The organism is Brevibacillus sp. MER 51, assembly GCF_023714195.1.
Classification (GTDB): Bacteria; Bacillota; Bacilli; order Brevibacillales; family Brevibacillaceae; genus Brevibacillus.
The window spans coordinates 239094-252595 of record NZ_JAMAUS010000003.1 but is presented as its reverse complement, the minus strand read 5'-3'; the positions used below and the strand labels follow the sequence as shown (position 1 = coordinate 252595).

Annotated in this window: 17 protein-coding genes; 5 read left to right on the top strand and 12 right to left on the bottom strand. The window is 47.3% G+C overall.

The features are described 5' to 3' along the window. Position 1: 1 nt before the first annotated feature. The 4 genes from spoIIIAB to M3630_RS08290 form a co-directional block, all read right to left on the bottom strand. Positions 2-520, bottom strand: coding sequence for a stage III sporulation protein SpoIIIAB (spoIIIAB, locus tag M3630_RS08305; protein ID WP_012686020.1), 519 nt, complete (start codon positions 518-520; stop codon positions 2-4). Then, positions 508-1470, bottom strand: coding sequence for a stage III sporulation protein AA (spoIIIAA, locus tag M3630_RS08300; protein ID WP_251251813.1), 963 nt, complete (start codon positions 1468-1470; stop codon positions 508-510). Before spoIIIAA ends, spoIIIAB begins: the two co-directional genes overlap by 13 nt. Before the next feature lie 138 nt (positions 1471-1608). Then, positions 1609-2088 carry a CD1247 N-terminal domain-containing protein gene (locus M3630_RS08295; protein WP_251251812.1) on the bottom strand — a complete coding sequence of 160 codons (480 nt, stop codon included), beginning with the start codon at positions 2086-2088 and terminating at the stop codon, positions 1609-1611. Positions 2089-2166: 78 nt separating this feature from the next. Beyond that, a complete protein-coding gene (locus M3630_RS08290; RefSeq protein ID WP_007725730.1) occupies positions 2167-2430 on the bottom strand; it encodes a YqhV family protein in 264 nt (87 codons plus the stop codon). 150 nt (positions 2431-2580) lie between these two features. On the opposite strand from M3630_RS08290, the gene comA reads away from it, so the two are divergent. Genes comA through M3630_RS08275 form a run of 3 tightly spaced genes read left to right on the top strand, consistent with a single transcriptional unit; the run spans position 2581 to position 4607 of the window. Further along, the gene (comA, locus tag M3630_RS08285) at positions 2581-3402 is read left to right on the top strand and encodes a phosphosulfolactate synthase (RefSeq protein ID WP_221867154.1); all 822 of its coding nucleotides are present in this window, start codon (positions 2581-2583) and stop codon (positions 3400-3402) included. After that, on the top strand, positions 3393-4109 hold the full coding sequence (locus tag M3630_RS08280) for a 2-phosphosulfolactate phosphatase (RefSeq protein WP_251251811.1): 717 nt from the start codon (positions 3393-3395) through the stop codon (positions 4107-4109). Before comA ends, M3630_RS08280 begins: the two co-directional genes overlap by 10 nt. Before the next feature lie 36 nt (positions 4110-4145). Then, entirely contained in the window at positions 4146-4607 is a 462-nt protein-coding gene (locus M3630_RS08275; RefSeq protein WP_047068835.1) for a DUF441 domain-containing protein, read from the top strand. A gap of 50 nt (positions 4608-4657) precedes the next feature. Here M3630_RS08275 and M3630_RS08270 read toward each other — a convergent pair whose 3' ends face one another. The 7 genes from M3630_RS08270 to M3630_RS08240 all read right to left on the bottom strand — a co-directional run bounded on the left by M3630_RS08270 (position 4658) and on the right by M3630_RS08240 (position 10972). Then, positions 4658-6349 carry a DUF4179 domain-containing protein gene (locus tag M3630_RS08270; RefSeq protein WP_251251810.1) on the bottom strand — a complete coding sequence of 564 codons (1692 nt, stop codon included), beginning with the start codon at positions 6347-6349 and terminating at the stop codon, positions 4658-4660. Beyond that, positions 6330-6899 carry an RNA polymerase sigma factor gene (locus M3630_RS08265; protein ID WP_251251809.1) on the bottom strand — a complete coding sequence of 190 codons (570 nt, stop codon included), beginning with the start codon at positions 6897-6899 and terminating at the stop codon, positions 6330-6332. The genes M3630_RS08270 and M3630_RS08265 overlap by 20 nt, the downstream gene beginning before the upstream one ends. Before the next feature lie 284 nt (positions 6900-7183). Next, positions 7184-8038 carry an aminoglycoside 6-adenylyltransferase gene (gene ant(6), locus M3630_RS08260; RefSeq protein ID WP_251251808.1) on the bottom strand — a complete coding sequence of 285 codons (855 nt, stop codon included), beginning with the start codon at positions 8036-8038 and terminating at the stop codon, positions 7184-7186. A gap of 141 nt (positions 8039-8179) precedes the next feature. Further along, the gene (efp, locus tag M3630_RS08255; RefSeq protein WP_047068830.1) at positions 8180-8737 is read right to left on the bottom strand and encodes an elongation factor P; all 558 of its coding nucleotides are present in this window, start codon (positions 8735-8737) and stop codon (positions 8180-8182) included. Positions 8738-8778: 41 nt separating this feature from the next. Beyond that, positions 8779-9849 carry a M24 family metallopeptidase gene (locus M3630_RS08250; RefSeq protein WP_251251807.1) on the bottom strand — a complete coding sequence of 357 codons (1071 nt, stop codon included), beginning with the start codon at positions 9847-9849 and terminating at the stop codon, positions 8779-8781. A 29-nt stretch (positions 9850-9878) separates the two neighbouring features. After that, complete coding sequence (aroQ, locus tag M3630_RS08245) at positions 9879-10319, bottom strand: type II 3-dehydroquinate dehydratase (RefSeq protein WP_251251806.1); 441 nt, start codon at positions 10317-10319, stop codon at positions 9879-9881. Between the two features lie 140 nt (positions 10320-10459). Next, complete coding sequence (locus M3630_RS08240; protein WP_251251805.1) at positions 10460-10972, bottom strand: YqhR family membrane protein; 513 nt, start codon at positions 10970-10972, stop codon at positions 10460-10462. Between the two features lie 124 nt (positions 10973-11096). On the opposite strand from M3630_RS08240, the gene M3630_RS08235 reads away from it, so the two are divergent. After that, positions 11097-12044 (top strand): DUF1385 domain-containing protein, encoded by a 948-nt coding sequence (locus M3630_RS08235; RefSeq protein ID WP_173609620.1) that lies wholly within the window; start codon positions 11097-11099, stop codon positions 12042-12044. A gap of 36 nt (positions 12045-12080) precedes the next feature. Beyond that, complete coding sequence (locus M3630_RS08230) at positions 12081-12440, top strand: ABC transporter C family protein (protein ID WP_173609621.1); 360 nt, start codon at positions 12081-12083, stop codon at positions 12438-12440. A gap of 41 nt (positions 12441-12481) precedes the next feature. Here M3630_RS08230 and M3630_RS08225 read toward each other — a convergent pair whose 3' ends face one another. Next, positions 12482-13411: a patatin-like phospholipase family protein gene (locus M3630_RS08225; RefSeq protein ID WP_251251804.1), complete on the bottom strand. Its 930-nt coding sequence runs from the start codon at positions 13409-13411 to the stop codon at positions 12482-12484. Positions 13412-13502: the final 91 nt, after the last annotated feature.

Genomic DNA, 13502 nt, shown 5'->3' with positions numbered 1-13502 from the left:
TTTAGAACATCAGGATGACGACCAAGAGTCCACCTAAAAAGCCCAAACTCTTGTACATTTTTTCGTACTTTTCCTGTTCTGCACGAGCCTCCTCTTCCAACCCTCGCAGGTGGGTGACAGCCAGGCGCAAATGCTTTTGCTGGTCTTCCCGATCGGATGATCCGAGTACCTGACCTAGACTCTCAAGCACCTCTCGCTCTTGTCTACGCAAGGCGGTTTGGGTCCAGAGTCTGTTCATGGCTTGTTGCAACGCTTCCTCAGCCGAATGCGCCTTTTCTGTCTGCAGGAATTCAGCTGCTAGAAGAAATACTTTCCCCACCTCTTCGGAAACGCGATGACCGACCTTCACAAACGCTCGCTGTAATGGAGTCATCCCGAACACGATTTCCGTTTCAAGCATTTGCAGAGCAACGAGCAGAGCCCGAAGCTGAACGGGACGATTCGCGTAATACTTGCCGATCTGCCAACCAACCATCGACGCCGAGAACAGGATGAGTACGGCTCCCATCAGCTTGACCATACAACCTTCTCCCTTTCAACCAGGTTCATGCTTTGATCGTAGATGGCCTGGATCGTTCCGACACCTTTTGCCCGGCTGAGTACGATGTAGCGGGAAAAGGCTCCATATCGAATCAGCTTGCCCAGCATGGGACGTTCAGCCACTTCCTTTACGCTCGCTCCATGCGCCGAGCAAATGACGGCTACACCTGCATGAATCGCTTCCCAGACTGCATCACCATCCTCCGCTCTTCCCACCTCGTCCACAATCAGAACATCAGGAGACATGGAGCGAATCAGCATCATCATCCCTACTGCCTTTGGGCAAGCGTCCAGCACATCCGTTCGTGGACCGACGTCCCTCTGAGGAACTCCTTGCAAGCATCCCGCCAACTCGGAACGCTCGTCCACAATTCCTACCTTGCGACTTGAAGACCACTCACTCCCGTAGCTGATGGTTCGTGCGATATCACGCAACAAGGTTGTCTTCCCGCATTGGGGTGGGGAGATGAGCAGCGTGTTTTGCAATTTGCCATCCTCAAACAAATACGGCATGACCTTCTTGGCCGCGCCTTTTTTCTCGCGGGCAATCCGGATGTTGAAGCTGGTCACATCTCTGATTCCCTTCACTTCACCTTTGTCCAGCACCACTTTCCCCGCAATGCCAATGCGATGACCGCCAACCACCGTGATGTAACCCCTTTTCAACTCTTCTTCCAAGGCATAGAGAGAATGCTGGCTGACCTGGTTTAAGAGCTTTCCTGCCTCTTCTGCCGAAAACAGCCATCCTTGTGCGGGTATCGAGGTGATTTGTCCCGACGATGTCACATAGCTGGATTGCTGGCCAAACCGGACTTCCAGCGGCTGGTTTTGCCGAAGCCGAATCTCTTCCAGATTCTCTCTTACAGCGATAGGAAGGGCCGTCAAAATCGTGCGTAAAGTTGCTGGCAAAATCGCCAAGATCTCATTCATCAGGTACCCTCCTTTTGCAGCATTCTGCCTTTGTCCACTTTGACTTACCTCCATCCTATGCAGAGGTGGACGAGATTTATGCAAAAAAAATAGCTTGCTCTCGTGCTAGAACGCGAGTGCAAGCTTTTCCTATTGGAATCATCGATTATCCGTGTTCTTGTTATCCACCGGCTCTATTACATAGTGTCTGAAACCTTCCTCATCTTTGCCCTCGTGCAGGTAGATTTCTTTTTGGCAACTAGGGCATGCGAACTCATAAGTCGTATCGAGATGGGGATCTACTTGTCCTTCGTACAGTTGTGCGTCTTCATCATCATCCAAATCGTAGAAGGTCGCATACTCGTCGTCATCATCCTCACAATCGACAACGGTTTCGTAGAGGTCATCATCATCTTCAAATAGGTAGAGCTCAATGTCCTCCAAGTCTTCATCCAAGGCCTCCACATAATCCTCTGCCTCTTCCACTCGCGCGTGAAGCTCTCGCAGTTGGCCTTCCACCTCATTTAGAATCTCAATCATCTCTACCATAATTTTTCCTTCGGAGCTTTTCTCACCTACATCCAGCCCATCTGCCAACCCTTGCAAGTATGCGATTCGATTCGCCAATGATTCTGGCATCCACATTCCCTCCCATCCAATCTCTCCCACATATAATTCCCCATGGTGATGGCATTTACCAGTGGAAGGAAATGGTAGCTATTTGCGGACGCCAATCAAAATGCAGGAGATTCCCACCAGAATCCAAGCTATTTTGGCAAAGCTAACCCGGTCCGACATCCCTAATAAACCGATAGTCGTGGTGGTGATCAAGATAATTGGTCCGACAATCGCCAGACCTGAATTAATAAGCAGAGCTTTTTCGACCTGGTTCACTTTCAAAATGAGCAAAGCTGCAATGATCTCGATACTGCCTGAAAAGACCCGAAGTGCCGCCATACCCATAATTGCTTTTTCCAACATACCGTCTCGTCCTCCCCTCCGTTTCACTCTATGCCTGTACCACATCATTTCAGCACTTTTCGAATCATCTCTATAGGCTTTTGCCCTCACTCCTCCCCTTCACTGGGCATACACTGAACCATACGCCTAGAAGAAATGAGGAACTTGCCGATGGTAGAGTGTGATCAATCTTTTTTACCTGATAGCTGGGCAAACCCGTCCGGGCAAATACGAGAGAAGCCTCGTGTGAAGGGCTTAACCATGGTCATTGACAAAGGCCTTGGACTTACCGCTTATTCCGACTTGTTAGCGCTGGCTGCTCCCTATATCGATCTATACAAACTCGGTTTTGGCACCATCGCTCTGTACCCCCTCGAAATACTCAGCCAAAAATTGATGCTTGCAAAACAATATGGCGTACACATCATGCCAGGAGGAACTTTTTTTGAAATCGCCATTCGCCACAATACAATTGCAGATTATATGAAGCTGATTCGCTCACTCGGTTTTTCTGCGGTAGAAATATCCGATGGAACATTCCCTCTATCCTTTGCACAGCGTCAGGAAGCCATCAATTACGCCTTAGACAATGATCTGGTGGTCTATACAGAGGTCGGAAAAAAAACGGCCGAGTATCGCGCATGTCGAGAAGAGTTGCTGGAGACCCTGAGCTTTGACCTGCACAATGGTGCCAGTCACGTTATTGTGGAAGCGAGAGAAAGCGGGACTGTCGGTGTGTGTGACGGAGATGGCAAGATTGACGATTCCTTCGTTTTGGACATTGTCACCGCGGCCAAAGAAAAGGCAACTCGCCTGATCTGGGAAGCACCACAAAAAGATCAACAGGTCAGCTTCATCAAGGCCATTGGCAGCGACGTGAATCTCGGAAACATTGCCTATACAGATGTATTCTCTTTGGAGACGCTACGGCGAGGATTGCGCGGCGATACAGCCCTAATCATGGACAGAGGGAGGTGTTATCCGTGCGAATAGAAGTGGTGCCGACCGTGGAAGAAATACGTTTTGAACAGATCAGCAATCATGTAGTCATCGTCATTGATGTGCTTCGTGCCTCCAGTACGATTGTCACCGCATTAGGTAATGGATTTCGCAGCGTCGTCCCGGTCGAAACCATTGGGCAAGCGAACTCCCTCCGCACTAGCGACTGTATTTTGGCCGGTGAACGTCACTGTAAAAAAATCCCCGAATTCGATTGCAACAACTCGCCAACTGAAATCGCAGCACTAGGGAAAACGGGGAGCCAGCTTATTCTCACCACGACGAACGGGACTCGCGCGATCCAAAAAGCAGAACGCGCCTCTGCTCTCTTGATTGGCTGCTTCTTGAATGCCACTGCATGCATGCGGCACGCTCTTTCGTATCATCTCGATATTACGCTGTACTGTGCCGGCACCCGGTCGGAATTCGCTCTGGAAGACGGTCTAGCTGCCGGCTTGATGATTGCACAGGCACAACAATCGTTGCCGAGCATCCAAATTTGTGATCTGGGTGAAGTACTCAAAGCAAGCTATCTTTATTACGCTGGAAAACTGAGCGAGCTGTTACCCCACACAACAACAGGAAAAAGGCTCATTCAGCACCATCTCGCAAGCGATATACGGTACTGCGCTCAAGTGGATCAGTATCAAATCGTTCCTTATATCAAGGAGAAACGCATACTCCCACACCTTGTCTCATAATGTGAAAGGAGAACAGGGACAGGGGTTTTGATGCCAATGATGTCTGGAGAAGTGATGCTGGTCATCCTAATCGTTATCGGTCTTATTGGGCGCTCACCGATTATTGCGACTGCCGCAAGTATATTGTTGGTGTTGAAGCTAACGGCACTGGAGCGTTTTTTCCCAACAGTAGAACGGCGCGGATTGGAGCTCGGACTGCTCTTTTTGACCATTTCCGTACTGGTTCCATTCGCCAGCGAAAAAATATCATGGAAAGACGTCACGCCTCTTTTCACTACGGTCGTCGGCTTAACCGCACTGGCTGGTGGGGCCATTGCTACCTGGATGAATGGAAAAGGACTCGATTTACTGCGCTCAGAGCCACATATGATTGTCGGACTCGTCATTGGCTCGATTATTGGCATTGTGTTTTTTCGGGGCATTCCCGTCGGGCCTTTGATGGCTGCTGGTATTACAGCGTTTGTGTTGAAGCTGTGGGAGTGGTTTGGAAGCAAATAAAAAACGAAATCCCCCTCTTATACATCCAGGAGGGGGATTTGTCTATTTTTTTAGTGTTTGGCGTTATCGGACGTCTCAAACGGAACTTCCCAGTTGAGGTCTTGGTATTGCCGCTGCTGAATAGCGTGGGACAGCTTTAATTCTTTCGGTTGTTTTTCAAGGTCGCGGATGAAGAATGTTCCTTCTACGTGCACGCGCCCATCCTTATCTCGCTTATAGATTGCGCTGCGGGATACCTTGTAATTTTGTTTAGATTCATCCTTCGCTGACCATTCGCTCGTGTCAACAATCCCTTCTGGAAGGATGGCCGAGAACGAGATCAGTGCACCTTTTCCAAAATAGGTCTCATTCCCGATTTTTTCTTCTCCCTCCGTCGTTTTTAAGGTAAAGCCCGTAAAGGTATAGGTACTGTCACTGTTCGTCACTGTCACCTTATCCTTTAACAGGGTATCCACCGGGATGGTTGCCTGAAACTTCGCTGGCTCATACAGGTACAGAGAGTGCATTTTTAATTTGTACGTTTGATTCTTTTCCAGTGGAGTTATCCCATTCCATTTCGTAACTCCTTTGCCGTCATCATGCACTTTTCCACGGTACGAGTGCTCTACGTTGTTCTTTCGAATTTGGTTAAGCTCTTCATGCAACGCATCGTCCCATCCTGCTACCACATTCCCTTTTTCATCAATTATTTGGAATGCTACTCCCAGGTCGATGAAATACCTCTCCATCCTCTCGGCTTCTGTGAATGCACCTGTTTTTGGCTCTTTTACAACCCAGCCGTTTTGCTCTTTCCATTTTTGGATTTGTTCTTCTCTTTCTTTTGTCCAGTCTATTTCCAACTCGATCATACTTGTGCTCGGTACCGTCATAATGTTTTGCAACATGATCTCGATTCCATGCGGAGTCATATATTTTTGACCTATCTCGGTGTAGCTTGCCACTGCCCTTGCCTTTTTCATATCAACTGGAAACTCTACCTTCCAGCTACCTTCTTTCCCACCTAACATGGTTGCTTCGACACCGACGACCATCTCATCCGGTAATGACTTGCTATCTTTCAGGAATCGGAAAATATCATGGTTGACGACAAGATACTCTCCTTCTTCACCGTAGGAATAACCCCCTCCACCAGGATTCAGGTCTTCACCTGACTTGGTTTTGTAAGTAAGGGACAATGCGTTTTTTTCCATATCAAACGGGATACGCTTGCCATTTTGATCCACGATATTTGCAATGATCGCCATCCGAGCCGGATCCGCAACCACTTCTTTTACAACCAGTGTAATTCCTTGATCCGTCACCTTTTTATTGATCTCCTGGACATAACCCTTCTCTGCTGCCTGCTTCATTCCTTGGTCGATGCCTTGTATGGATTGGATGACACTGTTTACGTAGCTCGCAAAAGTCGGAGACACCATGGACCCAAACGTAATGATTGCCGTGACACTCGCTACTGCTAACGCGGTTTTCTTCAAAATGTTTACACTCCTTTTTTTCCAATTTGGTTTTGGTTTCGGCAACTTGACGTGCTCCAACGCCGACATCACCTGGGCAGTAAAATCTGCGGGTAACGCGCTTGGAACGTGCAGGCTGGGAAATTCCTCGCTGCTATCTTCTTCCTCCATCATCTGCCGCTGACAGAGCAGGCACTCTTCGACATGTCCTTCCAGCAGTCTAGCTTCACCTGCAGATAGCTCACCAGTCAAATACTTGCGCAACTCTTCAGTTTTGGAGCAATTCATAGATAGCAGCACCTCCTGACATTTCTTGCGCGATACTAGCCCGGAGCTTTTTCTTGGCGTGATGGATACGCATTTGTACAGTTGTAACCGGAACATGCAAAATTTCGCTAATCTCTTTGTAGCTCATCTGTTCCAAGTATTTCAGCATAAACACAACGCGGTATTCTTCCCCCAACGCCATGATTTGCTGCTGCAAAGTATCTTGCTTTTCTTTTTCCAAATACGCTTTTTCGGGTGTATCAGATTCAATCAGTCTTGTCTCTTCCAAAGGTGTTTTGGCGTAGTGCTTGTTCTTGCGCCACGCGTCTATACACAAGTTGGACGCAATCCGATACAGCCAGGCCAAAAAAGCATCTGTCGGCTTATACTTATCCAGCTGACAGTACGCTTTGATGAAAGCCTCTTGCGTCAGGTCTTGAGCATCCTGCTTCTGTCCTGTCATTCGATAAAGATAGCTGTATAATCGTTCTTTGTACTTGTCGACCAGGTGCGCGTAGGCATCCCGATTCCCTTTTTGTACCTGTTGTATGAGCAACCAATCATCCTGCAAAGGAAATCCTCCCATTTCAAAAAAGTTCGCTGCGCAGCGTTCGTTTTGGCAGGCTTCATATGGATTAACGGATCATTTTGTATTTTCTTTCCAAAAATGATTACATTTTTTAAAAAAGTTTGAGTCAACATAGTGGAGGAGAAGAAAAAGCACAGTTCTCTTCGACTCTGACACGCCATACCTGGGGGATTCACTGGCCGGCTACACCTCAAAAAGGGGACCGTCGAGCGATCTACACAACATAAGAAAACCGCCCTTGATAAAAGGCGGTTGAGTTCCATCCATCACTTCCACGAATGGTAGATATTATCCGCATACTTGGTAATGGCTTCATCGTAATCTGGATACGGATATCCGAGACTATCTGCCACGGCTTTGGAGTACTTTCGAAATAGCGCGTAGCAAGTGAACAACGATGCCCACATCTGCGGGTAGCCGCTTTCGTTATAGCTGGATAGTAGCGCTTCCCAATCTTCTTTTGGAAGATAGCGATCGATAAATTTGTAGTTTTTCCCGACACTAAAGGTAAACCCTTTCTCACATCCGATTTGCCAAGCCATCATGCGGAGCAAATTCGGTCGGGCGATTTCGTTGAGATGGTCAATCGCAAACAGGATTTCTTTTCTCGCCAAACCTTTGACAACGTAAGTAGAGACCATCCAAAATTCGTTGCAGCAGTCGTCAAACTCTCTAGCAGTTGGTTTCTTGATCCAATATTGGTGATCGGAAGGGAGCACATCGTGTTGGATATGCTCGTCCTTATCCAGCAAAACCTCAATCAGGCCGTCGCTATCTGCGAAATACTGCTCCGTCTCATCTATCGGAATCAGTGTGAGATCTACTTTATTCCCATCCTCAAATAGCATCAGATAGGAAAACCAATTCCCTAGCTCGGACGGAAAAAGCTCCATATCCTCTGGTTTTTGCATCATAATCCGATTCCCAAAAGCATCGAGCCATTCATCATTTTCCTTGAATGAATCCATTTCTGTTACAAAATATGAAATATCATAATCTTGGAATGGATCAGCGGGTATATTTCTGTTCGTGCGTGACCCTTCCAATGTTACCAAGCGGATTCGATCATCCTTTTTAGCGAAATCAATCAGCATGCTCATCATTTCTTGTTCCGTTCTCAAGGCCATCCCCCTCCACTTTCTATTTCTTCTTACAATTAATGTAGTGCAATTGCATAATTTTTACAATACCACTTCAATCGGAGAAGGAAATAAAAAAAGCTGCACCCATATGGGCACAGCTTTTTCTTGTAATCTGTACTTTTACGCGCGGGAAACGTATGCTTCCGTACGAGTATCGATAATCAGACGCTCTCCTTCTTCTACGAAGAGAGGAACGTTTACTACGAAACCAGTTTCCAAGGTTGCTTTCTTTGTTACGTTGGAAGCAGTGTCACCTTTTACACCTGGCTCACATTCCGTTACAACGAGTTCAACCGTATTTGGCAATTGAATACCGATTGTTTCGCCGTTGTACTGCATGATTTGCACGTTCATGTTTTCCTTGAGGAAACGCAGTTCACGCTCGATTTGGTTGCGGGTGAACGTCATTTGCTCATAAGTCTCGGTATTCATGAAAGTGTACTCGTCTCCGCTCGCATACAGGTATTGCATGGTGCTGGATTCGATGCGGGCAGGGTTAACTTTTTCACCGCCACGGAAAGTCATTTCCGTCGTGTTGCCGTTACGCAGGTTGCGCAGTTTGGAGCGAACGAAAGCCGCACCTTTACCTGGTTTTACGTGTTGGAATTCTAGCACGGTATAAATATTGCCATCCACTTCGATTGTCAAACCGGTACGAAAATCGTTTACAGAGATCATGGTAGTCCTCCCAAATCAATCAATAACAGAATAAGTATAAATTACACAGGCAAAATGAGCAACTCTTTCGTGGACTTGTTCAGGTTCTCATGACCGTCAGCTGTAATCCACACATCGTCTTCGATCCGAACGCCACCTAGTCCTGTGACGTAAATGCCTGGCTCCATCGTTACGAGCATACCTGGCTCCAATACGAACGTACTTACAGTCGACAGCCCTGGCAGCTCGTGAACTTCCAGTCCGAGACCATGACCCGCGCTATGTCCATATGCGTCACCATAGCCTGCTGCTGTGATGATATTTCTTGTTGCTGCGTCAGCGTCTTTTGCAAAGACACCTGGCTTCAGTGCTTCTAAACCTGCGAGCTGGGCTCGCAAAACGATTTCGTAGATTTCACGCATTTTCGGGTCTGGCTCTCCCACAGACAACGTGCGTGTGATATCAGAATGATAGCCCTGATATGCAGCACCAAAGTCGAGCGTAACCATTTCCCCTGCCTGAATCACTTTCTCGGACGCACGTCCATGTGGCAGAGCACCGCGCACACCTGAGGCTACGATCATATCAAATGCAGAGCCTGACGCTCCTTGCTTGCGCATGAAGTATTCCAATTCCAAGGCAACATCGGATTCACGCACACCTGGCTTGATGTACCCTTGAATATGCGTAAATGCTGCTTCCGCGATACGAACTGCTTCACGAATGATAACCATCTCGGATTCGTCTTTAAACATGCGGATTTTTTCAAGCAGACCGCTTGTTGACACCAGCTCTACTCCGTCAAATCCTTGGTTCCATTCCTGATAGGTGCCAAAGGACACGCTGCTCTCGAATGCCAAACGCTTGATCCCTTTTTCTTGCAGGAGCTTTGCCATCGCTTCAACAGCTTTTCTCTCGTTATTTACCACCGTAAAATCAGGTGCTTGTTCTTGCGCTTGTTCCACATAGCGGAAGTCAGTGACGAGAAACGCCTCTGTTTCAGTGACAATTACCCATCCCGTTGATCCTGTGAAACCACTCAAGTAGAAGCGATTCTCTGCTTTTTCGGTAATAAACGCCTCTGCTCCCACTTGTGCAAGTGCTTCGCGCAATTTATCCAGACGTTGTTTCATGGCAGCCTTTTTCCCCTTTTTGAAAGCTTTTATTTTTTTTCAATTTTACGGACGAGCGCTCGTAACGCCCATTCATATCCATCGATCCCCAACCCGACAACTTGTCCAATCGCGATTGGTGCGATGACTGAGTGATGTCGAAATGGTTCCCGTGCATGAATATTGGAAATATGTACTTCAATCGTCGGCAGAGCCACGCTAGCCAATGCGTCTCGAATCGCATAGCTGTAATGGGTGAATGCCCCTGGATTGATCAAGATGCCGTCATGGACACCTCTCGCCTGATGAATCGCGTCGATGAGGACACCTTCGTGATTCGATTGGAGATGCTCAAGCTTTCCGCCCAACCCATCCATGACACCCGTCAAGTTTGTCACCACATCCTCCAGCGTTTCCCTTCCGTAAACATCCGGTTCCCTTGTCCCCAATAAATTCAGGTTGGGCCCGTTCAGTAACAAGACGGAAGTCATCGACCATCCCTCTTCCCATAAAAGTTTTTTTATTAATGAAACATTTTACCACAAGCCGTTCCGAATCCAAAGCAGACAATCGCCAAAGCAACATTTCGAACATTGTTACATCCATTTTGACAAGGAAGGGAGAAATCCTCCTACCTTGTGGACTCATTCCATGCATGATTCTCGTCTGATTGTTCAAGGATAATTGTCATCCCAATGAATAAACCAAATGTCAAGTACCAAGCGCCTTCCGTACTTAAGGTGGCTATTTCCCAATTTCCGATATGAAAGAAGAAACCCGCTATCACTAACATGACCGCCCCGTATACGAGTCCCAACCACCACGCACGTATCCGGCTAAATAGCAGGCTAAACACAAAGGAAGCAACGACTGTTTCAACAAACAGCACAATACCACCAAGGCACACGCTCGCAAACGTATTTTCGTCCTCGATGCTGATAAAAGGACGTGCAAACGCCCCCACTCCGTACGGGGTCATGTTCAAAAAGTGAGCCATCAATCGAACGAGCCCCCAAATGATCGTTCCCCAGAATGCGACCTCCAAAATCTTCGAAGCGGAGATTCTTTTACTCCCTTTCCTGCCTTCCTCTGTATGGGATACACGTGCTTGCTTGTGCCTCCGTCCTGTTTTGCTTATTTCCATTTCCATCACCTCTGTTCTCTAGTATGCTCTTCCTCCAAGCTTTTCACTTTTACTTTACATTTGTTGGAAAAGTGCGAACTCCTTGTAGCTTCAAGTCGCCATTTCCGTTAATATAGTGGTAAGGATGGTGATTGTGTTGGCGCAACAAAACGTACCTAGCTACGGCGGTCAGGCCGTCATCGAAGGAGTTATGTTCGGTGGCAAAACCACGACTGTTACGGCTGTTCGCAAAAAAAATCATGAAATTGAGTATTTTGAATCCCCAAGGTCCGAATATAAATGGATTACTACGCTGAAAAAGATTCCGTTTTTGCGTGGGATTGTTGGTTTGGTCGAAGCCAGCGCCAATGGGGCCAAACATCTCAACTTCGCCTCTGAACAATACAGTATGGAGTCTGGAGAAGAAGTTTCTGAAAGTCCATCGAAGCTCACCATGATTCTGGGTGTTGCTGTCGTCGGGGTACTTTCCTTCTTGTTCGGGAAATTCGTATTCACACTCGTTCCCGTTTTCCTGGCAGACTTTTTACTCGGAAAATGGGTACCGGATGGCGTTCCTCAAACGTTGGCTGAAGGCGGATTTAAAATTTTGCTCCTCCTCGGCTACATTACAGCGATTGCACAAACTCCGTTGATTAAAAGGCTTTTTCAATACCACGGAGCCGAGCATAAAGTGATTAACGCATTCGAATCCGGGGTAGAATTAACAGTAGCCAATGTACAAAAATTTTCCGCTCTGCATTATCGTTGCGGGAGCAGTTTTCTCATTTTCTCAGTGTTCGTCGGTGTAGTGATTTACTCACTGTTCAGTTATGACTCCCTGACGGAGAGGGTCGTACAACGCATTGTTCTTTTGCCACTGGTAATCGGCGTCTCTTATGAGGTTTTGCAGTGGACAAACAAGCTCCGTGATGTACCCGTCCTACGTTATCTTGGTTATCCAGGATTGTGGCTGCAAAAGATCACAACTCGTGAACCAGATGACAGCCAAGTCGAGGTAGCCATCGCTTCCTTCCAGAAGATGCGGGAGCTTGATCAGAAGCACGTGCAGGAAAGAATGATTACGACCGGATAACGTGAGGCATTTTTATTCCCATAGAGGTGAAGCCCTATGTTACGCCGCATTCCACCAGTGATTCTGATAGTGATCGTATTGGCGATTTACGGATTTTTGATCACTCTCATCAATGATCCTGTCAGTACGATTGTCATCTTGGGATTATCCGTTGTACTTTTCTTGGTCGTGCGCAATTATTTACAAACCGGCTCTTTCTTTTCACAAGGCGCAGGAGCAGGCAAACCTAGACAGCCAAAGGTCAAGGTGAAGCAAAAGCCCTCCATCGCTCGGCAAGCAGTGAAAAAGCAGTCGACTACCCCTAGAAAAGATCATCCGTTTCGTGTGATCGAAGGCAGCAAAGGGAAGCAAAAAGAGAAGCAAGACGAAAAATCCCAAAATAATATCTCCCACTAAAAAGAAGAACAGGTTGCCTGAATCGGCGACCTGTTTTTTTATTAGACCAGCATTTTCGGAGAACGATTGCGAAACACTTTGACGTAATCTTCAAAATCCCATTGTGCCAAAAATTTGTGAGCCGCTCCCTCCCCTGATTCAAACAATTGTTGCCTGATTTCATTTGACAGCTGAAATTGAGTGGTTCTCACCCCTAATGTATGGATAAAAATCGTCCGGACGGCTTTTGCCTTTTCCACATAGAGACGGTCATGAGCATCAAGCATAGTCGCCAGCAATCCCCGGGAGAAGGAAAAAAGACCTTTGATGCTGGTCGCTTCTCTCTTGTCTTGATCATCACTTAGACGAAAACCAATCGTAGGCCACCGCGGAGTCCCCGGTACATCAAACAACCAAACGGGGTAGTTGCTCAATAATGCGCCATCGACGATGTAATGTACATGTCCAGCATTTGTCAGCTTTGCTGGCTGAAAAAAGAACGGAATGGAGGAAGACATACGAACGGCTCGTGCCACAGGGAATTGATCGGGCTCTACACCATACCGTACCAAATCGTCGGGAAAGATAAGCATTTTTCCGTCAGTGACATCAGATGCGACAATCTTCAGCTTACCAGGTGGAAGATCTCCGAATGTTCGTACTCCTTTTCGTAATAACAACTCCTCTATGAACAACTCAATTCGATCTGCTCGATAAATCCCTTCTCGCACGACGAGTTCATAGATTGGTCCGATGAGAGGGAGCTTGCCTAGCCCTGAGCGCTTGAGAAAGTGAAGGTAATCCAGCTCTTCAAAGATCGGTTTCAACTCATGGCTGGAATAGCCTGCGGCGAGCAAAGCCGCAACAATGGACCCTGCCGAGGTACCAGCGAGCCTTTCCCATGTGTATCCATTCTCCTCCATGACTCGCAAGGCACCGATAAAAGCGATTCCTTTTACACCGCCACCTTCAAAGACTGCATCCGCTTTCACGTTGTTTCCCCTCCCTAAAATTCCTCCCCTTTTCCATGTATAAGACGACAGCTTTTCCTTTACCACAAAGAAAAACGCAAGCCTGGTCGGC

What these genes read in the sequence shown, in the direction of transcription:
- efp (WP_047068830.1), bottom strand. Translation starts at nt 8,737, where the DNA reads ATGATCTCTGTAAACGATTTTCGTACCGGTTTGACAATCGAAGTGGAT.
- M3630_RS08240 (WP_251251805.1), bottom strand. Translation starts at nt 10,972, where the DNA reads ATGGAAATAAGCAAAACAGGACGGAGGCACAAGCAAGCACGTGTATCC.
- M3630_RS08295 (WP_251251812.1), bottom strand. Translation starts at nt 2,088, where the DNA reads ATGCCAGAATCATTGGCGAATCGAATCGCATACTTGCAAGGGTTGGCA.
- aroQ (WP_251251806.1), bottom strand. Translation starts at nt 10,319, where the DNA reads ATGACTTCCGTCTTGTTACTGAACGGGCCCAACCTGAATTTATTGGGG.
- M3630_RS08290 (WP_007725730.1), bottom strand. Translation starts at nt 2,430, where the DNA reads ATGTTGGAAAAAGCAATTATGGGTATGGCGGCACTTCGGGTCTTTTCA.
- spoIIIAA (WP_251251813.1), bottom strand. Translation starts at nt 1,470, where the DNA reads ATGAATGAGATCTTGGCGATTTTGCCAGCAACTTTACGCACGATTTTG.
- spoIIIAB (WP_012686020.1), bottom strand. Translation starts at nt 520, where the DNA reads ATGGTCAAGCTGATGGGAGCCGTACTCATCCTGTTCTCGGCGTCGATG.
- M3630_RS08275 (WP_047068835.1), top strand. Translation starts at nt 4,146, where the DNA reads ATGATGTCTGGAGAAGTGATGCTGGTCATCCTAATCGTTATCGGTCTT.
- M3630_RS08250 (WP_251251807.1), bottom strand. Translation starts at nt 9,849, where the DNA reads ATGAAACAACGTCTGGATAAATTGCGCGAAGCACTTGCACAAGTGGGA.
- M3630_RS08230 (WP_173609621.1), top strand. Translation starts at nt 12,081, where the DNA reads ATGTTACGCCGCATTCCACCAGTGATTCTGATAGTGATCGTATTGGCG.
- M3630_RS08270 (WP_251251810.1), bottom strand. Translation starts at nt 6,349, where the DNA reads ATGAATTGCTCCAAAACTGAAGAGTTGCGCAAGTATTTGACTGGTGAG.
- comA (WP_221867154.1), top strand. Translation starts at nt 2,581, where the DNA reads ATGGTAGAGTGTGATCAATCTTTTTTACCTGATAGCTGGGCAAACCCG.
- M3630_RS08235 (WP_173609620.1), top strand. Translation starts at nt 11,097, where the DNA reads ATGGTGATTGTGTTGGCGCAACAAAACGTACCTAGCTACGGCGGTCAG.